This window comes from Hyunsoonleella aestuarii, assembly GCF_006148925.1.
Taxonomy (GTDB): Bacteria; Bacteroidota; Bacteroidia; order Flavobacteriales; family Flavobacteriaceae; genus Algibacter_D; species Algibacter_D aestuarii.
In genome coordinates this window covers 466946-490477 of record NZ_VAWB01000001.1, presented here as the reverse complement: position 1 = coordinate 490477, position 23532 = coordinate 466946, and the positions used below count along the sequence as shown (strand labels likewise).

Below are 23532 nucleotides of genomic sequence, written 5' to 3'. Positions count from 1 at the left end.
AATATTCCAATAAAATAATAATAAAGATTATATAATAAAATGAGAACCAAAGTTACTACATCCATATCGCTTCTATTTTTATTAATTGGCTTCGTTTCGGCTTTTAATGCCTGTAAGAGCAAAGAAAAGAAAACAGAGCCTGTGGAAATACAAAAAGTTGTTTATCCGAGTGATGTTATACCCTTTATGGATAAGTGGCAAATCCTTTTAGGAGATGGTACTCGTTCTGATTCTTTGATTAACTACCAAAAAAAAGGTTTCTTTTATGTTGAAAAAGAAGTAGAAACCAATTGGGTGGTTTATAAGACTCCTAATTCAGGTATTACCTCTCCAAATTCAAGTAATACAAGGACTGAACTAGGAGAAAAAAGGCGATGGATACCAGAAGAAGGAGGAAAACTAACAGGGACATTAAAAGTTAATCATGTGTCAACTACAGGTGATGCTACTGCTCGCTCTTCTTACTCTGTTGTAGTTGGACAAATACATAGTGACGAAGGGCACGAAAATGAGCCTTTAAAAATTTATTACAAGAAATTCCCAGGACACGAAAAAGGATCTGTTTTTTGGAATTATGAAATCAATACAGAAGGGAATAACGATGGTCGGTGGGATTTTTCTACATCTGTTTGGGGACATGATTTTTCTGTATTAGGTACAAGTCCAAATTCTTATCCAGAAGAATCTTCGGATGGCATAACTTTGGGCGAAGAATTCAGTTATGAAGTTAATGTTTATAATGGGGTTATGTCATTGACTTTTACAAGTGAAGGTCATGAAACAAAAAGGTTCACTAAAAACCTGTTAAAATCGGATTTTGCTAAAGCCAGTGCCATTCCAAAACAAGTAGTGGATTGGTATGCATCAAAAAGACGGGTTGGGGTTGAACGTGACAGTGCATATGCTGGAGAGCTTCAATTTTTCAAACAAGGAGCATATAATCAAGCTAATGGAAAATCTACCAAATCAGAAACTTATAATGGAGATATTGCCAAACAATATGAAAATGGAAGTTATGCCGAAGTATGGTTTAAAGATGGATCTTTAGGTCCTGGAACAAGGCCAAACGAAGAGTAATTGTATTTTAGTGGTCTACTAAAAATAATATTATGAACCGGGTAATTTTTATTATGGGTGTTTCTGGAAGTGGAAAAAGTACTATTGGCAGCCGACTGGCCAAAGTATTAAGCACACCATTTTTTGATGGTGATGATTTTCATCCAGAAGCCAATGTTACAAAAATGTCAAATGGGATACCACTTAATGATGAAGATCGTTATGGTTGGTTACAAACCTTGAATAAGTTAGCAAAAGAACAGTTGCAAAAAAATAGTTGTGTTATAGTCTGTTCAGCATTAAAACGAAGTTATCGTAAGATACTGTCAGAAGGTATAATAAGTAACATCAAATGGGTATACCTATCAGGAAGTTTCAATCAAATTAAAGAACGTATTAATAAGCGATCAAATCATTTTATGAGTTCAGAGTTATTACAATCTCAGTTTGATACTTTAGAATGCCCTCAAGATGCTATAATCATTGATATTAGTTTGTCACCGGAAGATATAGTAGAAAAAATTAGAAACGAGATAGAAGTGAAATCGGAGTTTGGATTGTTTGGTTTAGGAGTCATAGGAAAGAGCTTAAGTCGAAATTTAGCTCAAAAAGGATTTAATATTTCCATATTCAACCGTGAAGTAAAGGGTTCTGAAGAGAACGTTGCAATAGATTTTAAGAATACCCACCCAGAGCTGGAAAAATCTCAACCATTTTCTAATATCGAAGCTTTTGTAAACTCTTTGCAAACACCTAGAAGAATTATGCTAATGGTGAATGCGGGTAAGATTACCGATATGGTTATTGATGATTTAATTCCTTATCTGTCCAATGGTGATATTATAATTGATGGCGGAAATTCAAATTATTTAAAGACTAAGGAACGTTACGACTATTTAAAATTAAAGAACATAAATTTTATTGGCGTGGGCGTTTCTGGAGGTGAGGAAGGTGCTCTTAAAGGGCCGTCAATTATGCCTGGTGGAAATAAAGAAACCTATGAGCTGGTAAGGCCTTATCTAGAAGGCATAGCAGCTAAAGATGCTAATGGTCTACCATGTTGTACTTATGTTGGTGAAGAGGGCAGCGGACATTTTGTAAAGATGGTTCATAATGGCATTGAATATGTTGAAATGCAATTGTTGGCTGAAGTTTATGACATTTTTAAAACCAAGGGTAAAAACCCAGATGACATCGCGAATATATTCGAGTCGTGGAAATCTGATGTTGATAGTTACTTATTGGGAATTACAATAGATATATTACGAAAAAAGGATGGTAACGACTGGCTTTTGAATAAAATTGTAGATAAAGCAGGTAACAAGGGTACAGGGAATTGGACCACCATTGCCACCGCACAATTAGGAGCTCCAAGTACTTTAATAGCTTCAGCTTTATTTACTCGTTATACATCATTTTATAAAGAAGAAAGGCTTTATGCTAGTGAAAATTTCGGAATTACCCATTCAGAATTATCCCTTAATTCAGATGATGTTTTAAACGCGTATCAATTTGCCAGAATCATGAATCATTATCAAGGATTAAAGCTCATATCAGAAGCAGGAAAAGCTTATAATTGGACTTTGAATTTAAGCGAAATTGCTAGGATTTGGACAAATGGCTGTATTATAAAGTCTGATTTTGTGGAAGAGTTGATTCCGGTTTTAAAAGAAGATGATAATATATTAACCAATCAATCAATTATTAGTCAGTTAAAAGCATTGAAGCCATCAATAAATAAAGTGGTGGTGGAGTGTGTTTTAAGTGGGCTGCCTGTTGTTTGTTTAAGTGATTCTGTAAACTTCTTAAATGCGTACACAACGTCGAATTCATCGGCGAATATAATACAAGCGCAACGCGATTACTTTGGTGCACACACTTACCAAAGAACAGATGATCCTTCAGGGGATTTTCATCATACCGACTGGAATTAATCACCAACTAAACCACCATATTATGCCAGTAACTGAAACTAAAAAGTCGTTTTTAAAAAAGATAATTGCTTTAGTCTTAGGTTTTGGCCCAGGTATTTTTGCCATTGGTTATACCATTGGCACAGGCAGTGTAACATCCATGATTGTTGCTGGTAGCGAATTTGGTATGCAGTTGCTTTGGGTGCTTTTACTAAGCTGTTTTTTTTCAGGGGTCTTAATGTTTGCCTATGGTAATTATGCTCTGATTACAGGTGAAACTGCGCTTTACGGGTTTAAAAAGCATTTAAAGTTTGGTAAGGTTTTAGCAATTTTAATTATTGTCGGAATCACGTTTGGGCAATGGAACTCCCTAATGGGAATTTTGGGAATTTCATCTAACATCATTTTTGAAATACTGGCTATAAATTTTGAGGGTTTAAGTACATTTAAATATGAGACCGTATTGATAACAGCCATAATAATAATTGTTACTTTTTACTTATTGATGCTGGTTGGCAAGTACACATTTTTCGAAAAGATTTTAGTCATATTTGTTAGCGCAATGGGCTTATCATTTTTATTATCCTTATTTTTTGTACAGCCATTACCAATAGATGTAGTTAAGGGTTTAATACCAACCATTCCAGAAGTTCCTGGAGGCAAAATGTTAGTGGCTGCTTTTGTCGGCACCACTATGGCTGCGGCAACGTTTTTGTCTCGCCCACTTTTTGTAAAAGGAAAGGGGTGGACCATTAAAAATCTTCAGCAACAAAAAAAGGATTCGATAACAGCCGCTATCTTAATATTTGTAATTAGTGGCACTATAATGGCGGTATCATGCGGCGCGTTGTTTCATCAAGGAAAAGTAGTGACCGAGGTTTTGGATATGGCAAATACTTTAGAACCTGTTGCCGGAAAGTGGGCTGTTACCATATTCTTTTTTGGCGCATTAAGTGCAGGTTTATCATCCATATTTCCTTGTTTATTGATAGCACCGCTGTTGGTTGCCGATTATCAATCAGGAATATTGGACACTAATTCGCGTCAGTTTAGAATTATTACGGCCATAGCATGTTTAGTGTCACTAATTGGACCAGTGTTTGGGGCAAATCCAATAGAAGTTCAAATACTATCGCAAGTATTTAATGTGTTTGTTTTGCCAATTGTAGTGCTCGGAATCATACTTATACTAAGCAGTAAAAAGATTATGAAGGACTATAAAACGAGCCTTGGTGTTTATATCGGGATGTATGCTGCACTATTCTTTTCTCTAGTGATTTCATATAATGGAATTTTAGCATTGCTAGATTATTTTTAAGACAATCAAACAGAAATCTGAATAAAGATTATTAGAATAAATAAATTATTAAAAATGAATAAAAAAAATATTACTTCATTAGTACCAGCCTTAAGCATTTGTGCTTTCCTAACATTAATTTGTTGTAAAAATGATACTAAAAAATTAGAAATAAAAGAATTAGAGAAAACCGTTTACCCAAGTGATATTATTCCAATCTTTAATAATTTCAAATTAGTTTTGGGTGACGGGTCCAATATTGGTCAACCATTAAATTATGAACATAAGGATTACTTTTATGCAACAACCGATGACTCTGGAAATTGGGTAGTATATAAGTCACCAAATGGTGGCAATACTCATGGCACATCTAAGAATACTAGAACTGAATTAGCCCAAACAAAAAAATGGTATCCAAATAGTGCTAATGACAAACTAACAGCAACACTTAAAGTAATTAATGTATCAACTTCGGGTGATGCGACAAAAGCGGGGGCATATTCTGTAGTCGTTGGGCAAATTCATAGTGCCGATGGACATGAGAATGAACCACTCAAGATATATTACAAAAAATTTCCGGGACATACTAAAGGTTCCGTTTTTTGGAATTATGAAATCAACACAAAAGGTGATGATAATTCGGGAAGATGGGATTATTCCACTGCAGTCTGGGGCTACGATTTTTCTGTGGTTGGAAATGATAAAACGATTTATCCCGAGGAACCGCAAGAAGGACTTGAAATAGGTGAAGAATTTAGTTATGAAGTGTTTGTTAAAGATGGTATTATGAACTTAAAATTCAAGAGTGATGGCCACGAAGCTAAAACATTTTCAAAAAATTTAATTGTATCAGAATATACAACCAAAGCAGGTATTCCCTTGCAAACACGAGACTTGTACTCTGAAAGCGGTAGAGATGGAATTGAGCGCGAAAATGCTTATGCTGGCGAGGGACTTTTTTTTAAACAAGGTTGTTACAATCAAACCAATGGCGTAACGACGGGTGGTGAAACTTATGGAGGCAATATTGTTAAACAGTATGAAACTGGAAATTATGCCGAAGTTTGGTTTAAAAAAGCAAGTAATTATGTAAGTGATGAGGCTGTATCTAATGAGGGTTATTTTACTAAAAATGATTAAAATTATTAGGAATAAACATGATTAAAAATAAAATAACTGGTAAAAATATACTCATTACAGCAGGTGCTCAGGGTATAGGGGAATCAATAACTAAACACTTTATTGATAGTGGAGCTAATGTTGCAATTCACTATTTTTCTAGTGCAGATACTGCTAACAAATTGAAAGCATATGCTATTAGTAAAGGACAAAAAGCGTTTGTTATAGGTGGTGATTTAACAAAAGAAACAGATGCGAATACCTTGGTAGATAAAACTTTAGAGGCATTGGGTGGTTTAGACGTTCTAATCAATAATGCAGGTTCATTGGTTGCACGTAGAATGTTGAATGAAATGGATACTGAATTCTGGCATAAAGTTATGGATATTAACCTTACTTCTATGATGTTTGTAACTCGAGCTGCATCACCGTATTTAGCAAAAAACGAAAATAGTAGTATTGTTAATTTGGCGTCACTCGCCGGACGTAAAGGGGGGCATCCGGGATCTCTAGTTTATTCAACTAGCAAGGGCGCTATCTTAACGTTTACAAGAGCGCTTTCTTCAGAATTAGGGCCGCAAGGTATAAGAGTTAATGCAGTTGCTCCAGGTCTTATTCTTGGCACTTCATTTCACAACACCCATACAACAAAAGAGTCAGCGGCTGCGACAACGGCAGGTATCCCAATTCAACGAGCTGGTAATGCAGACGATGTTGCTCGAGCTGTTTTATTTCTGGCGTCAGAATACGACGGATTCATTTCAGGCGCGACACTCGACATTAATGGAGGCGTTTACAATATGTAGCTTTTTATTTTTAATACAGCACGAAGCTTACTAATATTAAAAATCTTAAAGGATAATAACTTGTGTAATCTTTCTTTGTTAATAAGCACTTTTGGTTGCTAATTGGTTAGCCATTAATGTATTAAATGGATCTTTAATTGAAATACTTAGATAAAGTATTTGGGGAATAGAATAATATGCATATATTTGGTAAACCAAATTGGTAAACCAATTGTATTATGAGAGTTTCATTAGTCTTTAGCCTTATTCTTTTCTGTAAATTTCAGGTTATGTCCTCTCAAGTTGTTTTAGATGCAGATGGGGCAGGAAATACTTACGAATTAATAAACTCTGTTATGGCACCTGGTTATAATGTCACTGAAGTACCAGATTGTAACCATTCTAGTTTTGGAAGGCATATTGATGAAGTTTACGATAATGATTTAAATGCTAATGTTTTCCGCTTTCAAATGCATGTTACGCCTGACAACGACCGCTGTATAAATGTTGACAGGCAGCGTAATGAAATTAAGGCTTACGATAAGTCTCCAGATAATCTAAAAGGCATTGAAGGAGAAACGGTTGTTTATAAATGGAAATTTAAATTAGATGCAGGGTTTCAGTCGTCTCCTAATTTCACACATATTCACCAGTTAAAATCTGTTGGGGGTCTTTACTCAAGTATGCCTATGTACACATTAACTACCCGCAAAGGAACTCCAGATCAATTGGAGCTGCGTTATGCTGAAACATCCTCACAATCCACTTTAAAAAAAACAGACTTAACACCATTTAGAGGGGTGTGGGTTGAGGTTGTAGAAACCATTAAGTATGGTACTAATGCTAGCCCTAATGCAGGCACATATTCTATTGAGATTAAAAGGGTAAGTGATATGGTTACATTGTTTAGTTATACTAACAACGCCTTGAAAAATTGGCAAACCAATGCCGATTTTGTAAGACCAAAATGGGGAATTTATAGAAGCTTGCTTAATGAAATGGATTTAAGAGATGAACAGGTTTTGTTTGCCAATTTTAGCATTGAAGAAACAGGTACGTTATCGATTGATGATTCAAGTCTGAAAAATAAATCGATTAAAGTTGTTCCTAATCCAGCATCCTCTAAAGTTTTAATAATAGAGCTTAAACCGAACAGTTATAATAGAATACAGATTTATAATAGCTTAGGTTCGCTCATGAAAAAATTAAATGTATCTTCTAAGTCTATAGATGTTTCTAATCTAAATTCAGGAATGTACTTTGTCTTTTTTAATAAGGATGCAACCAATGTTGGGGTTGAAAAATTAATAGTCAAATAAACTTAAATAAATTAAACTGAGATGAACAAAATTATTTTTCAGGAAGTGCTTATTTGTAATAAATCAGTAGAAAAGTCAAAAAACATTAATGTTCTTCTTATTGTGTTATTACGCTCTCTGACTTTATTTTTTCATACTACTAATAAAATATCAAGCTATTTAAAATCTGCCTTACTATTAGTTTTAGTTATATCTCTAACGTCTTTTTCATGTAAAGAAAAAGAAAGCAAAGAGAATACGGTAACTTCCAATTCTGGACACCCAAGTTTAATCATAACAAAACAAGGCGTTAAAGACATTAGATCAAATTTAGGTAGTATCCCCATTTTTGATAAAACGTTAGCGACCACTAAAAAAGAAATAGATTCCGAAATTAAAAATGGATTTGATGTGCCAACTCCAAAAGATTATTCTGGAGGTTACACACATGAGACACATAAAAAGAATTATGTACTCATGCAAAAAGCGGGTGTGTTATATCAAATTCTTGAGGATGACACCTATGCTCAATTTGTAAAAGACATGTTGTTTGAGTATGCCAAGAAATATCCAACATGGCCTATTCATCCAAAACCACGTTCTTACGCCAGAGGGAAATTATTTTGGCAATGTTTAAACGATTCTAATTGGTTGGTATATACCAGTCAAGCATATGATTGTATTTATGATTTTTTAAATGAAGAGGAGCGCAATACCCTAGAAACAGATTTATTTAGGCCTTTTGCAGATTATATATCCAAGGAAAACCCCCAATTTTTTAATCGCGTCCATAACCATGCAACTTGGGGTAATTCTGCTGTGGGAATGATGGCGCTTGTCATGGATGATGATGAACTTTTAGACAGAGCTTTAAACGGTGTTAAAGACGTTAATTTTAATCCAAATAAAAAGGACAACGACGGAGGTTATATTAGAAAAGATGGACAAAAAATCGGTTTTTATGCCAATGTAGATGAACCTTTTTCTCCTGATGGCTATTTTACCGAAGGGCCTTATTATCAGCGTTATGCTTCGTACCCATTTTTAATTTTTGCTCAAGCCTTACAAAATAAAAAACCAGAACATAAAGTTTTTGAGTATAAAGACGGTGTGCTTATAAAAAGTATTAATGCCTTATTGAACTTATCTGATTCAGGTGGTGATTTCTTTTTACTAAATGATGCACAAAAAGGTATGTCCTATTTTAATGCATCGTTAATATCTACGGTGGATATTGGCTATCATTTTGGAGGTAATGATCCAGGATTATTAAGTATAGCTAAAATGCAAGATGAAGTTACTCTGGATGATGCTGGTTTAGCGGTTGCTCTTGGTATTAAGGAAGGTAAAGAAAAGCCATTTGTGAAAAAATCAATTGAATTATCTGATGGTGCTAATGGAGACGAAGGAGCTGTAGGGATTTTACGCAGTTATGGGTTGGAGTTGGTATTTAAATATACTGCTCACGGATTGAGTCATGGACATTTTGATAAGCTCTCTTTTGCTTTATTTGAAGATGGGGAGGAAGTGGTTCAAGATTATGGCATGAGTCGTTTCGTGAATATTGAGCAGAAAGGCGGTGGTAATTATTTAAAGGAAAACAAAACTTGGGCAAAGCAAACCATAGCCCATAATACCATTACCCAAAATGAAACCTCACAGTTTAAAGGGAAGTATGATATTGGTAGTAAGCATCATTCAAACAAGTACGTATTTAGCGTTGCCAATGAAAACGTTCAAGTTGCAAGTGCAAAAGAAGAGAATGCGTATCCTGGAACTAAACTTCATAGAACTATGGTTACTATCAAAGATGAAGATTATGAGAATCCATATGTGTTAGATATTATGAGAGTGTCTTCAGAAAACACAAATCAATACGATTTACCATTCTACTTTTTAGGTCATGTCATGCAAACCAATTTTGCATATAACAAATTGAATGTACCAGAAGTTTTAGGAAAGTCTGATGGATATCAGCATTTATTTAAGGAAGCGAGTGCATCTGCTAATGGAGAAAACATTAAGTTAAATTGGTTGTTAAACAACAAGTTTTATACATATTCTGCAATAAATTCAAATAATGACGAGCTTATTTTTGGTAGAATAGGAGCTAATGATCCAGAATATAATCTGCGCAACGAGCAAACATTAATCTTAAGGAAAAAAAATGCAAAAGACGCCTTGTTTGTTTCAGTAATAGAATCACATGGCACCTATTCTCCAGTATCAGAATTAGCAATAAATGCTTATAGTAACATTAAAAACATTTCTGTTCTGTATAATTCAAAAGAATATACTGCTGTTCAAATTGAAACAAAGAATAATAAATCAAAAGTATTTATCATTTCAAACGAAAACAATGATAAAGATGCAGCACATAAATTAACAATAAATAATAAGGAGTATACCTGGCAAGGCACTTATACATTAACAGAAAACGAATAAATTATAAATTATGAATCGATTTAGTGAAAAGTACATCATCACAAAAGAAATGGAATGGGAAGACCTTGGAGGAGGAGTATCAAGGAAGTTTTTAGGTTACGATAACCAAATTATGATGGTAAAAGTGAAATTTGAGAAAGGAGCTCTGGGTTCTCCACATCAACATTTTCACACCCAAGCTACCTATGTAGTTTCAGGAAAATTTGAATTTGAAATTGATGGCGTAAAACAGATTGTAGAAGGAGGAGATGGAGTATATATAGAGCCTAATTTATTGCACAGTGCGGTTTGTATGGAAGAAGGTATGCTAATTGACACATTTAGTCCAGTAAGAGAAGATTTCTTAACTGGTGGCGGTGTATCTTATTTTGGGGATAAACAGACATAAGGAATAAATCTATTAGTCCTAGTTGTTAGGATTTTATTGAGTAGTACTGTTAAAATTGAAATATTATTTGTTTTAACAAAAAAATAACATATATTTGGAAAACCAATTTGGTAAACCAGTTTGGTTTTCCAATAAAACTAAATAAATTAAATGTCTAACTTTTCAAAAATTAATTATTATTATCATGGTGAAAAAATAAAAAAGGACAGGTGCACGCCTATCCTTTTAAAATAATTTACTTCTTTTAGGAGGGAAGTAAAATAAGAGCAAGTAGTCATTTAAGAACAACTCGTCTGTAATTCAAAATTACAAAAATTAAATAGAAGAGCAGGTTGTTTGTGAAGTAATTATGATACTTGAAGTCTTTCAAATTTAAACTAGTATAACTAATACTAGTTATTCTTTACATTTTAAACATAAAAAAACTAATTATGAATTTAAAACACAAACTAACTCTCATTGTAATACTGCTCTTTAGTATTACATTAATTGCACAGAGTGGGAATGTTATTTCGGGTACAATCGTATCAGCTGCAGATAATATGCCTATTCCTGGTGTAAATGTATTGGTGATGAACACATCAAGAGGAACCACTTCAGATTTTGATGGAAACTATCAAATTCAAGCTAGCGAAGGTGAAGTATTGCAATTCACCTATGTTGGTTATAAAACGCAGACGGTCATAATTGCTAATCAAACAACCATAAATATAATTTTATCGGAAGATTTAGCGCAGCTAGACGAAGTGGTAGTTATTGGTTATGGAACACAAAGAAAATCAACGGTAACGGGCTCAATTTCCAAGGTTGTAAATGAGACTTTAGATCAAATTGCTGTATCTCGTGTAGATGATGCTTTAATAGGTCAAGTGTCTGGGGTTAATATTCAAGCGACCAATGCAGAAGCGGGTGGTGCGCCAACAATCAATATTAGAGGTGTTGGTTCCGTTAGTGCCGACACCGGGCCTGCCTTAGTTATCGATGGTATTGTAGTAAGCTCAGAATTTCTTGCAAATATAGATATGAATGATGTGGAGTCCTTCGAAGTTCTCAAAGATGCTGCATCTGCCTCCATTTATGGTAGTGAAGGTGCAAATGGTGTAATTTTAATTACCACTAAAAGTGGAAAAGCCGGTAAAGCTAAGTTTAGCTATCAAACCTATATAGGTTATAAGCAAGCTCATGGAAGTGACGATTATCGAAAAGATCTTAATGATTGGGCTGCCTTAGAACAATCGGCTACAGGGACACTTTCTGGTGAAACTTTGTATGCGCTAGATTTAGCTAGTATTTCTGGAGTGAACAGAGACTGGCAAGATGTTTTTTTTGATGGAGGGAATGTTATTAGTCATTCGCTTTCAGCAAGAGGAGGTACAGAAAACTCCACATATAGTGCTTCTTTTAGAACATTAGGTGATGAAGGTGTTGTAATTACAGACGATTACAAATTGTATACTGCAAACTTGAAGTTTGATACAAAAATAGGTAAGAAATTAAAATTTGGATTAAGAGCTTCTCCTTCTTACACAAAGCAAAGGAGATTGCCTACATCTATTCATAACCCAACGCGTCAATCACCTTGGTTGCCTATTTATCATACCGAGGAGACACTGGAGTTTATAGATCGTAGTCGATATCCAGATGTTGGTGTAGGAGATTATTTTTGGGAAAACCATTTGGAAAACAGAGATTATGATAATGATGGTAGCAATGAGAGACCTAGAACTTCTGGAGATTCCAACCCGTATCAACAATATGTAGAGCGTCAACACTATGAATTTAACACAAAACTTTTTGGCTCAACTTATTTGAGCTATAAGTTGGCAGATGGATTAACAGCAAAAACGTCTTTGGGAATTACACTGGAGCAACGTAAAAGAGATCGATACGATGGTGTTAATTATCATGCTTCAGGAGCATCAAGGTCGAACTATTTTTTACAGAATAGATATCGCACTAGGTTGGTTTCAGATAATACTTTAAATTATAGCAGAACCTTTGGAGATCATGATATTAATTTATTAGCTGGACTTACGGTACAACAACGAAAAAGTGAAATAAGTGAGGTGAATGCCAATGGTTTTAGTGATGATCGTCTTCCAAATGTTCAAGGAGCTAATCCAGATAATACAACCGTTTTCCAATCGAATATAGAGCGTAAAAAAATAGGTTATTTCGCAAGGATAAATTATGCTTATAAAGACAAATATCTATTTAATGCATCCATTAGACGAGATGGTAGTTCTGTTTTTGGTATAGACTCTAAATGGGGTAACTTCCCTGCTGTATCTGTAGGTTGGAATGTGGCAAAAGAAGATTTTCTATTGTCAAGTGATGTAGTGAGCAATTTAAAATTTAGAGCTAGTTACGGTTTTACTGGTTCAGAGAATTTTAATGTGGGATCAGATGTAGAAAACACATGGCCTTATTTGGCATTATTACAAAACTCAAACGCGGTTGTTGATGGAAGCCTCGTTTCAGGAATTTCTCCTTTAAATATAGCGAATACTTTGTTACAATGGGAGGCGTCAGAAGAACTAACAGTTGGATTAGACTTTGGTTTCTTAAATAATAGAATATCTGGTTCTATTGATTACTACCGAAGAAATAGTGATGAATTACTATTGGAAAACCCAGTTTCTTATATTACAGGATTTAATACTGGTATTGTAAACTTAGGTGAGGTTCAAAATAGAGGAATAGAATTCGAGTTAAGAACAAGAAATATTGCAAATGAGAAATTTAAATGGAACTCAACATTTATAGCTTCTGCAAATCAAAATGAATTATTGAGTTTTGGAGAATCTAATAATGCTTTGATTGAGGATACTTATGGCAGAAATTCTCAATGGATTAATAGAATTGGAGAACCTATTTCTTCTTTCTGGGGCTATGTAGTAGATACAGAAAAATATGATGAGACTAGCTTTAGAACTACCTATGTTGATAATCCTTGGAATAGAATTAATGGTCAAGCAGATGATACTATTGTTGTCGATTTAAATGGTGATGGTATTATTACAGAAGAAGATAAAACAATACTTGGAGACCCTTACCCAGATTTGATTTATAGTTTCACAAACGAATTTCAAATGGGGCAATTCGATCTTTCTTTTATGGTACAAGGTAGCTTAGGGGCTCAGGTAAATAATATTGGTGATCAGTATTTCTATAATTGGTTTGGAAATAGGACTCGAAGTGGAGGAGAAGCTCAAGCAGTTGCAGATGGTTTAGTGCCGCATGAGTCATTTATTCAAGAAAAAGTACTCACTAGTGAGGTGATTGCAAGTGCAGATTATTTCTCGTTGAGAAATTTGAATATTGGATATAATTTTCATGAAGACACACTTGCCAAAATTGGTTTAGAAGGTTTAAGGATTTATGCTAGTGCACAGAACCTTATATATATTACCGCAGATGATTATCATGGTTTTAATCCAGAGCATGATGATAATGGAAATATTAGAGCATTTGGTTCTCAAAGAGCTGGTACGCCTATTTTTAAAACATTTACACTAGGTCTAAACATTGATTTCTAAAAAATAATTATTATGAAATATATAAAATATTTAGTATTCACAGTAATGGCTTTATTAATGGCTTGTGATACGGACGAGTTTTTAAATCCTTTACCTGATACCGTGGTAGTAGAAGAGGCATTTTTTCAAACAGATGCAGATGTACAGACAGGTATTTTGGGAATTTATGATGCCCTTCAAGGGGTAAATGAGAATACCGAAACAAATATCGGTAATTTCAATAGAGGCGTACAGTTTGAGCATCTTTTAACAGAGCATCGTACAGATAATACCAGAAATGCAACTTTAGAAGGTTCAAAATCTGATTTTCATAGATATGTAGTTAATGCAAACAATGTTGAATCTGAAGATTACTATGCATCAATGTACGAGGTTATATTTAGAGCAAATAACATACTTAGATTTATTGATATAGCCGATGAGAGCAATCGCTCTAAATATACTGCAGAGGCTAAATTTTTAAGAGGATATGCTTATTTTAAATTAGTTAGACTTTTTGGCAGTGTACCACTTGTTACGCAAGTTGTAGGTCCAACTGACGCAGAAGCACTTTTTACTAGAGTATCTGTGGAACAAATTTATGCGCAGATTGTTGCAGATTTACAGGAAGCTGCGAACGTATTGGATAATACCTATAAAGGAAGAGCTTCTAGAGCAGCGGCTCAAGGTATTTTGGCAAAGGTATATTTGTCACAACCAAGTCCTGACTATTCAGGAGCAGAGCAATTATGCGAAGCGATTATTAGTAGTAACGAATTTAGTTTACAAGAAAATTTTTCGGATGTATTTTATAATGAATTAAATGACGAGATTATTTTCGCTATTCAATATCAATTTGGTAATACGTTAGAAAGTCAAAGTTTCTCCTCAGAGTTTACTTCATTTTCTCGTCAAGGTAGGGAAGATGGTCAAAACATTGTAAACACTAATCTAGTTGCAGACTTTAGTGCATTTGGAGGTGTTCGTAGTTCACAATCTTTTATTAACCTAGGTAGTTCAATTGAGGTTATAAAGTTTTTACCAGAGGGGTCAGATATAACAGTTTCTCCACCAACTTATGGTGCAAACGCACGTAACGCTGGTAACGATTACATTGCACTGCGTTATGCTGATGTTTTGTTAATGCATGTTGAAGCTACAATAGGATCTGGAAATAGCACATCAGATATTGGTGCCATTGAATCTTTTCAAAAAATAAGAGATAGAGCTTTTCCTGCCACTGCTCCTAATGCTATTTCTAGCATAACTAAAGATGAACTCTTAACGGAAAGACGTGTTGAATTGGCGTTTGAAAACCAACGTTGGTTTGATTTAATTCGATTTGGGGTCGCTAATGATGTGTTGAGTGCTCATGCTAATGAGATGGGTTATATATATTCGGCTAGAGATTTATTATTGCCAATTCCATCAAGAGAAATCAATTTAAGCGATGGGCTGTTGACACAAAACCCTGGGTATTAATATTAAAATAAAAACTATGAAATATAAATTAAACATATTTAGTAAAGCGAAACTGTGGCTAGTAGCATTAGTTATAGCAGGCATTTTTGTAAGTTGTGTTGGCGATGAAATTTTTAGGGATGATTTGCCTGGAGCTAATTCAAAAGAAGATACAGTATTTCCAGGAGCTAATTTTTCCTATGCTTCTTCATCTGATGACTTTAAAATTATTAATTTCACGAACCTTTCTACTGAAGCCTTATCATTTGCATGGGATTTTGGTAATGGAAATACTTCAACTGAAAAAGATCCTTCATTTACCTTTGAAGCAGGAGAAGGGACTTATCCAGTATCTTTAACAGCGACCGATGGAAATGGTATAACTGGAACTACAACCATTGATGTTATTGTTGCTGAAGGACCATTTCAACCAATTATAGTGGAACCAGGTTTTGAAGATGATACATTGCCTGAAGGTGGTGGTGATGGACGAGATTCTTGGAGAAATAATGACTTAGGAGGTGTTATTCAAATTACAGGTAGTCCAGTAACTTTTGGAGATCAAGGTGCTAAGTTGCCTGTTCCAGCGGGAGACCGTATTGGTTACCAAGAAATAACTGTAGACCCTGAAATGAATTACGATTTAAGTTTTTGGTATACCATGTTGGCAAATTCTTCAGATCCAAGGCTAATTGTTTCTGTTTTAGGTGTAACCGAAAATGGCGGAACTTTTACAACGTTGGAAGATGTAGCTAACGGTACTATTGCTTCTGTTACCGTAACTAACGATGATGAACCAGATGTATATGTACAACAGAAATTGTCATTTAACTCAGGAAGTAACAATACGGTAGCAATTTTCTTTACAAACGGTGCTGTTGAAGCAAGATTAGATGATTTCACGATTGACATAGGCGCCGAAGGAGCTGTACCTCCTTCTGTAGGATTTAGTTCTGCTCAAAGTGAAATTAATTATTTAGAATATTCGTTTGCAAATTCATCAACAGGAGCTGTAAGTTATGAGTGGGATTTTGGTGATGGAAATACCTCTACAGAGGAGTCTCCAACACATGTGTATGCAGTGGCCGACATTTATACTGTAAAACTTACAGCGACCAACGAATCAGGTTTATCAAGTACTTTAGAGCAAACTATAGACATTCAAGCTCCAGTTTCGGCAGATTTTACATATCAAGTAGATGATAATGACTATAGAACCTACGCTTTTATGGATGCATCTGTTGGCGCCGTTATGTTATTATGGGAATTTGGTGATGGATTTCAGTTCACTGGAATGAATCCTTCTCATACTTATGCAGAAGATGGAATTTATGATGTTAGTTTAACGGCATACAGTATTACAGGAGCAACGGATGTTGAAACTGCACAAGTTGTAGTTTCTCAAGGATTTGTTGTACAGGTTCTTAATGGTACTTTCGACGAATATACAGTTAACACTGGAGATAATGCAGATGCGTGGGATATGACTCCTAATAGTACTGTTGTAGATAATGACGGTAATACAGTTACAAGCCCTTATAGAGCGCTTTGGAGTAATGGCGCCTTAGATTCTTGGCTTGATACTTTTTATGGTGATAACAGCGAACAAGCAGGCTCTACGAGCGAAGGAAATAATGGTACAAGAGGAGCAAAACTAGATGAACCAGGTCGTCGTTTATATCAAGTAGTTACAGTTCAAGCTGGAGAAACATATACTTTTTCTATTGATGCAAAAGGTGATACTGCGGGATTAACCCCAGAAGTATTCATATTAAATACAGAGATAGCTGATGAAGTTGGAATTAATGCATCTACAAGCGATCCTGCAATTGATGGGTACTATCAAATAGCGGCAACCACTAGTTATGCTACGTATACGTTTGATTTCACAGCATCTACTGGAGAGATAGTTATATATGTGAGAACTGTAGTTGGTTCTGCAAGGTTTGATAATGTTACAATTACTGATGCTAATTAATAATAATGAGTAATATCCGTAAAGAAATATTAATAGCATTGTTAATAGGTTTTATATCTGTAAGTGCTACTTGCCAAAAAAAGGCAAGTGGCATTTCAGAAACGGATGTTAAAGTTGAAAGGAAAAAGAAAAAAAGGAATAAAAAGGTAAAACTTCCCAAAATTGATTTAAGTCATTGGAAAGTGACCTTGCCTGTTACAAATGACAAAGGGAAACCCTTTGAAATTGAGCCTCCCGAAATCTTGGATTTCGCAGCAAATGAAATTGCGAAACCTTATATGTATATTGATTCTACTGCTGGGGCAATTGTATTTCATGCAATGCCAACAGCGTCCAAAACAAGGAATACTAAATACACAAGATCTGAGTTAAGAGAGCAAATGGAGCCAGGAAGTAATAGTGTTAATTGGACTTTTGCACAAGGCGGTAATTTAAAGGCAAAAATTGCTATGGATGAAACCACAAAGGATTCGAAGGGGAAATATCATAGAACAATAATTTTACAGATACATGGGCGATTAACTAATGAACAACGAGATTTAATAGGTGCAGATGATAATAATGCACCACCAATTTTAAAAATATATTGGGATAAAGGAAAAGTTCGTGTAAAGACAAAAGTGCTAAAGAATGTAAATGCTCCAGATGTAGCACTGCTTCATGAAGAGGCATGGGATGATGATAAAGGTTTTAATTTTGAACAAGAAGTAGGCTTTAGAAAGTTTACAATAGAAGTTAAAGTATCTGAAGGTAAAATGGTAGTTGTTCTAAATGGTAATGAATTTAAGGTTTATGAAAATATTCATATGAGAAGATGGGGTGTTTTTGAAAATTATTTTAAAGCTGGTAATTATTTTCAATCTAGGGACGAAGGAGCATATTCAAAAGTAAAGTTTTACGAATTAGAAGTAAGTCATTAATATGATCCTAAATAGTTTGAATATTTTAATAATGAATTATACGAAATTTGCTTTCGTTTTCATTTTTGGTATCGCTTTTATAGGTTGCCAGAGTAGTGAGGATGCCTCAGAGGGTATTCCAGATGAAGTGGTTGTTATTCCTGACAATGACAATGATGACAGCAACTCAAGTGGTGAAATAACCTATAAATTACCAAATATAAATTTGAGTAATTGGAAAGTTACTTTGCCCATTGGAAACCCTTCAGAAGTGGTGCCTCCAGAAATATTAAATTACGCAACAAATGAGACATTAAAAACTTTCATGTATAATGATTCTATTAATGGGGCTTTAGTGTTTTATACCTATCCAGGATCCTCAACTCCAAATTCTTCATATTCAAGAACAGAATTAAGAGAGCAAATTGTCCCTGGAAGTAATAGTACGAATTGGACATTTAGTCAAGGTGGTAATATGAAAGGAGTACTCCAAATGAGTGAAGCCACTAAAGATAGTCAAGGAAAGTATCATAGAGCTATAGTAATGCAAATACATGGTCGCCTTTCCAACGCACAGCGCGATTTAATAGGTGCAAATGATAATAACGCGCCTCCAATGTTAAAGATTTATTGGACTTATGGATATGTTAGAGTAAAGACTAAAGAATTAAAAGATTTGAATGCTTCTGAAACGGACATTTTACGTACTGATGCTTGGGGTGATGATGAAGGTCATACTTTTAATGAATATGTTGGTTTTGACAAGTTTAAATTAGAGGTGAAGGTGGAAGAAGGACGTATGGAAGTTGTACTTAACGATAATGAATCGAAGGTCTATAATGATATTCACATACAAAAATGGAATGTTTTTGAAAATTATTTTAAAGCTGGGAATTATTTGGTCACTAGAGATGAAGGAGCCTCGACAAAAGTTAAATATTACGAATTAGAAATATCGCATTAAATAGTAAATTATAAGAATGATTAATAGATTAGTTTGAGTTAGTTTAGTTGTTAGATTTTACTGGTCAGAAATGGCCAGTAAAGTTTATCCATAATATTATAATTGAATGTTCAATCAGATTTTCTTACATTTAGCCATATTGTTTGGTTAACCAATTTGCACGAGTTATGAGATTAACAATAAAAGGAAATAGATTAATAATTAGAGGAATCATTGTATAGAATTTGCAATAGCAATTATTCAGGTCAATAAATTTTAGTATATGAAATTAGAGGTACGTACTGTAAGTGACAATCAGGAAATCCAAAATTCAATAATCAGGAAGATTAAGGAATTAATAAACTATAAAAACCTTGAACCGGGTGACAAACTTCCTTCAGAAAGAATGTTATCTGATAAATTTGAAGTAAGTAGAAGTAATGTTAGGGAAGCTATACAAAAACTAGAATTTTATGGCATATTAAAATCAATTCCTCAAAGTGGAACTTTTGTTGCAAACATTGGTGTAGTTGCCATGAATGGAATGATTGACGATATTTTAAGATTAGAGTCACCAAGCTTTAAATCATTAGTTGAAACAAGAATTTTATTAGAGCTAAAAACAGTTAGGCTAGCTTCTTTAAGACGTACAAAAGAGGATTTAAAACTAATAAAAGAAGCGTTAGATGCTTATGAAAGGAAAGTAAAATCTGGGGAAGATGCTGTACAAGAAGATTTGTTATTTCATTTAGCCATTGCAAAAGCAAGTGGTAATAGTACCATGAATACTTTCATGCTTACCATAACACCACAGATTATTATCAATTTCGAAAAGTACCATGTTTGCGATAAAAATCAGGCAGTTTTAGGAATAAAGGAACATACTGAAATTTATAAAGCAATTGAGAGCCAAAACCCTGATTTAGCAAAACAGAAAATGAAAGATCATTTTAGTGTTTTATATCAATATTGTTATAACAGTAAATCGGCATAAAATTATTTTAAAAATGAGATTGCACGCTCTCATTTTTTGAATATACATAATTAGGAGGGGAGTGTACTACGCAATATAGTCAGACTATATTCATGTTACATTCAAAATGGTAGATATTACCTTTTCCGGAATGGCAATTGTCAGTTTTAGGACTCCTTATTGTTTAATACTAATAAACGAAACAGATGAAAATTAAGGGCTTACGTTGGTGGATTATTACATTAATTTGTCTTGCCACGGTTATTAATTATATAGATAGAACCGCTTTTGGGGTTATGTGGCCAGAGATGGGCAAAGACCTAGGTATGGATGAGTCAGATTATGCAGTAATGCTTAATGTCTTTATGATAACCTATGCCTTAGGTAAATTTTTGTCAGGTAAATTATATGATATAATTGGGACGCGTTTAGGCTTTACCGTATCTATTGTTGTTTGGTCTGTTGCATCTATATTTCATGCTTTTGCTCGTGGGTTATTTTCTTTAACGCTTTTTAGAGCATTGTTAGGGTTAGGGGAAGCTGGTAACTGGCCAGGGGCTGTTAAAAGTAACGGGGAATGGTTTCCTGTTAATGAACGAGCTATCGCACAGGGCATTTTTAATGCTGGTGCTTCATTGGGAAGTGTAATTGCACCCATATTAATAGCTTTTTTATATGGTCATTTTGGTTGGAGAACAACCTTTATTATTATAGGTGCGGTTGGTTTACTTTGGGTAATTCCGTGGTTATTTATAAACAAAACAACACCAGAATCTCATCCTTGGATTACTGATGAAGAAAGAAATCTTATTATGAACAGTAGAATTGAAGTAATAAAATCTACTGAGGTAAAAAAAGAAAAAGGATTAAGTGTAGCCAAAATATTAAGTTATAAAGAATCTTGGGGTGTGTTAGCGTCTAGATTCTTTATAGAACCTATTTGGTGGCTATTTGTAGGTTGGATGCCTTTATACTTAAATTCTAAATTTGGATTTAGCATAGAAGAAATAGGTTCCACTATTTGGATATCATATTTAGGAGGTATGGCAGGTAGTATCGTTGGAGGCTGGTATTCAGGCAAGTTAATGGAGAGAAAATCGGTCGATGCGGCTAGAAAGATTACAATTGTGATTGGTTGTGTTTTAATTTTCCTCGGATTACTTGGTATCATTTTCTTGGTAACAGAAGAAAACCCTATGACATTTATATATATAGTTAGTGTTGTTCTTTTTGGTTTTCAATTCGCCATTGGGAATATCCAGACCATTTCAAGCGATTTACTAAAAGGCCCATCAGTTGGAACATTGGCAGGATTGGCAGGAACGGTAGCTGCAGTTTCCGTAATTATAATGAATTCGCTAATACCGAAAATAGCATCAGTGTCATATACACCTGCTTTTATAGTAATTGCTGTTTTGGCTCCTATGGCAGTGTTATCAATATTTATGTTGATCAAAAAGATTAAACCAGTTGAGCATAATTAATAAAAAACAAGTATAACGTAAAGAATAAATTTAAAGAATATGAGTAATTCAGAAATAAAAGTAGCAGTTATTACAGGTGCTACTGGTGGTATTGGTTTCCAAGTAGCTAAAAGATTAGGCAAAGATGGATACACTGTAATTTTAAATGGTATCGAAGATGAAGCCGGTGCTAAAAGAGTTGAGGAGCTTATAGCACAAGGAATAAATTCAGAATATTATGGTTTTGATGTTACAAATGAAGATGCTGTAACTTCAAATATTAATAAAATAGGAGAAAAGTATGGTAAAATTGATGTTCTTGTAAACAATGCAGGAGGATTAGGTGGAAGATCTAGGTTTGAAGATATGACCACAGAATTTTACAGATTTGTGATGGCACTTAACTTGGATTCTACATTTTTTGCTTCAAGAGCAGCTATTCCTTTTCTTAAAAAAAGTGATAATGCTTCTATAATAAATTATACATCCAATGCAGGTTGGAATGCTGGTGGACCAGGAGCTGGAATTTATGGAACATCTAAGGCCGCCGTGCATACAATAACTAGGGCATTAGCGAAGGATTTGGCGGAATATGGTATTAGAGTTAATGCTGTATCACCTGGTACAATTGATACTGATTTTCATAAACAAATTAAATCTACCAAACCTGAAGTTTTTGCTTCTTGGAAAAATAATATAATGTTAGGAAGATTAGGACAACCAGAGGAGGTTGCCGGTGTGGTCTCTTTTCTAGCAAGTAAAGATGCCTCATTTATTACCGCAGAAACTATACAAATAGGAGGAGGTCAAGGGTTAGGTATATAATTTAAATTACACACATTTATAGTTATCTAAATAAAAATTGAAGAGATTAGAAGGTAAGTTGGCCGTAGTTACAGGAGGATCTAGGGATATTGGTCGCGCAATTTCTATTAAGTTGGCTGAGGAAGGAGCTAAAGTAGTTGTTAACTATTACAATTCTGAATCTGATGCTATGGAGACTGTAGAGACCATAAAATCCTTAGGAGGAGATGCCATTGCTGTTAAGGCTGATGTTTCTAATCTTGATGAAATTAAGAGTTTAAAAACAAAAGTAATTGCGGCTTTTGGAGATAAAGTGGATATTTTAGTCAATAATGCAGGAGGTCTTTTCGCACGCAAAACACTTCAACAGTTGGATGAGCCATTTTTTGATTTAGTGATGGGTGTTAATTTCAAGTCTACAGTTTTCGTTACGCAGGCATTTGAACCATTAATGGGAAAGGGAGCTTCAATTATAAATCTATCATCCCAAGCAGCTAGAGATGGTGGCGGAGGTGGGTCTTCTTTATACAGTTCTTCTAAGGGATCCGTATCTACTTTTACAAAAGCGATGGCGAAAGAATTAGGACCTAAAGGAATTAGAGTAAATGCTGTGTGTCCGGGGTTAATAGGGACAAAATTCCATGACGATTTCACAAAAGACGAAGTTCGATTTAAAGTAGCTTCTGGCACGCCTTTAAGAAGAGAAGGAAAGCCTGAAGAAGTTGCAGATTTGGTGGCTTATTTAGCTACGGATGAAGCATCATTCATGACAGGAAATAATGTGGATATAAATGGCGGTTTAGTCTTTAGTTGATTTATAATTAATTTAAAAAAATAACCTTATGAAAGTTTCTTAAGGTTATTTTTTTGATCGAAATTGTTTAATTATTTCCCATTCTGAATGGGTTCTGAGTCTGGCATAATTTTGTTAAGAACAAAATAAACTGGACAAAATTTAGTAATTGGACTAATAATTTGAAGTACAGCTACAGCTCCGGCTAAATATAGCCATTGTAAATTAACAGTTGCTGCAAGAATAATACTTAGTCCATAAAGAACACCAACAATAGCATCATGTAATCTAATTTTGGTGTGTGTGTGATTGGTTGCCATAGAAAATAGTTTTAATTATTATCAATATGGATAATTCTTAAAATTACGCAAATCTTTTTAATTTGTTTCAATACATAAT

Annotated in this window: 18 protein-coding genes; 17 read left to right on the top strand and 1 reads right to left on the bottom strand. The window is 34.4% G+C overall.

Features of this window, described 5'->3' with window-relative positions; genetic code table 11:
- Positions 1-39: 39 nt before the first annotated feature.
- From FEF17_RS02385 to FEF17_RS02305, 17 genes are all read left to right on the top strand, one after another.
- Positions 40-1077 carry a polysaccharide lyase family 7 protein gene (locus FEF17_RS02385; protein ID WP_139000759.1) on the top strand — a complete coding sequence of 346 codons (1038 nt, stop codon included), beginning with the start codon at positions 40-42 and terminating at the stop codon, positions 1075-1077.
- Between the two features lie 32 nt (positions 1078-1109).
- Complete coding sequence (gene gndA / locus FEF17_RS02380; RefSeq protein WP_139000758.1) at positions 1110-2990, top strand: NADP-dependent phosphogluconate dehydrogenase; 1881 nt, start codon at positions 1110-1112, stop codon at positions 2988-2990.
- 22 nt (positions 2991-3012) lie between these two features.
- Positions 3013-4287, top strand: a complete 1275-nt coding sequence (locus FEF17_RS02375) for an Nramp family divalent metal transporter (protein ID WP_139000757.1) — start codon at positions 3013-3015, stop codon at positions 4285-4287.
- A gap of 54 nt (positions 4288-4341) precedes the next feature.
- Positions 4342-5406: a polysaccharide lyase family 7 protein gene (locus tag FEF17_RS02370; protein ID WP_139000756.1), complete on the top strand. Its 1065-nt coding sequence runs from the start codon at positions 4342-4344 to the stop codon at positions 5404-5406.
- 17 nt (positions 5407-5423) lie between these two features.
- Positions 5424-6191, top strand: coding sequence for an SDR family NAD(P)-dependent oxidoreductase (locus FEF17_RS02365; protein WP_139000755.1), 768 nt, complete (start codon positions 5424-5426; stop codon positions 6189-6191).
- A 218-nt stretch (positions 6192-6409) separates the two neighbouring features.
- The gene (locus FEF17_RS02360; protein ID WP_246046770.1) at positions 6410-7489 is read left to right on the top strand and encodes a T9SS type A sorting domain-containing protein; all 1080 of its coding nucleotides are present in this window, start codon (positions 6410-6412) and stop codon (positions 7487-7489) included.
- Positions 7490-7510: 21 nt separating this feature from the next.
- Positions 7511-9913, top strand: coding sequence for a heparinase II/III domain-containing protein (locus FEF17_RS02355; RefSeq protein ID WP_139000754.1), 2403 nt, complete (start codon positions 7511-7513; stop codon positions 9911-9913).
- 10 nt (positions 9914-9923) lie between these two features.
- Positions 9924-10301 carry a cupin domain-containing protein gene (locus tag FEF17_RS02350; protein WP_139000753.1) on the top strand — a complete coding sequence of 126 codons (378 nt, stop codon included), beginning with the start codon at positions 9924-9926 and terminating at the stop codon, positions 10299-10301.
- A gap of 431 nt (positions 10302-10732) precedes the next feature.
- Entirely contained in the window at positions 10733-13840 is a 3108-nt protein-coding gene (locus tag FEF17_RS02345) for a SusC/RagA family TonB-linked outer membrane protein (RefSeq protein WP_139000752.1), read from the top strand.
- Between the two features lie 12 nt (positions 13841-13852).
- The gene (locus tag FEF17_RS02340; protein ID WP_139000751.1) at positions 13853-15301 is read left to right on the top strand and encodes a RagB/SusD family nutrient uptake outer membrane protein; all 1449 of its coding nucleotides are present in this window, start codon (positions 13853-13855) and stop codon (positions 15299-15301) included.
- A 16-nt stretch (positions 15302-15317) separates the two neighbouring features.
- Positions 15318-17258, top strand: a complete 1941-nt coding sequence (locus tag FEF17_RS14490) for a PKD domain-containing protein (RefSeq protein WP_139000750.1) — start codon at positions 15318-15320, stop codon at positions 17256-17258.
- A 5-nt stretch (positions 17259-17263) separates the two neighbouring features.
- A complete protein-coding gene (locus tag FEF17_RS02330; protein WP_139000749.1) occupies positions 17264-18178 on the top strand; it encodes a polysaccharide lyase family 7 protein in 915 nt (304 codons plus the stop codon).
- Between the two features lie 31 nt (positions 18179-18209).
- The gene (locus FEF17_RS02325) at positions 18210-19121 is read left to right on the top strand and encodes a polysaccharide lyase family 7 protein (RefSeq protein WP_139000748.1); all 912 of its coding nucleotides are present in this window, start codon (positions 18210-18212) and stop codon (positions 19119-19121) included.
- A 262-nt stretch (positions 19122-19383) separates the two neighbouring features.
- Complete coding sequence (locus tag FEF17_RS02320; protein WP_139000747.1) at positions 19384-20094, top strand: FadR/GntR family transcriptional regulator; 711 nt, start codon at positions 19384-19386, stop codon at positions 20092-20094.
- Positions 20095-20279: 185 nt separating this feature from the next.
- The gene (locus tag FEF17_RS02315; RefSeq protein WP_139000746.1) at positions 20280-21557 is read left to right on the top strand and encodes an MFS transporter; all 1278 of its coding nucleotides are present in this window, start codon (positions 20280-20282) and stop codon (positions 21555-21557) included.
- Between the two features lie 39 nt (positions 21558-21596).
- On the top strand, positions 21597-22361 hold the full coding sequence (locus FEF17_RS02310) for an SDR family NAD(P)-dependent oxidoreductase (RefSeq protein WP_139000745.1): 765 nt from the start codon (positions 21597-21599) through the stop codon (positions 22359-22361).
- A gap of 37 nt (positions 22362-22398) precedes the next feature.
- A complete protein-coding gene (locus FEF17_RS02305; RefSeq protein ID WP_139000744.1) occupies positions 22399-23154 on the top strand; it encodes an SDR family NAD(P)-dependent oxidoreductase in 756 nt (251 codons plus the stop codon).
- A 71-nt stretch (positions 23155-23225) separates the two neighbouring features.
- Here FEF17_RS02305 and FEF17_RS02300 read toward each other — a convergent pair whose 3' ends face one another.
- Positions 23226-23453, bottom strand: coding sequence for a YgaP family membrane protein (locus tag FEF17_RS02300; RefSeq protein WP_139000743.1), 228 nt, complete (start codon positions 23451-23453; stop codon positions 23226-23228).
- Positions 23454-23532: the final 79 nt, after the last annotated feature.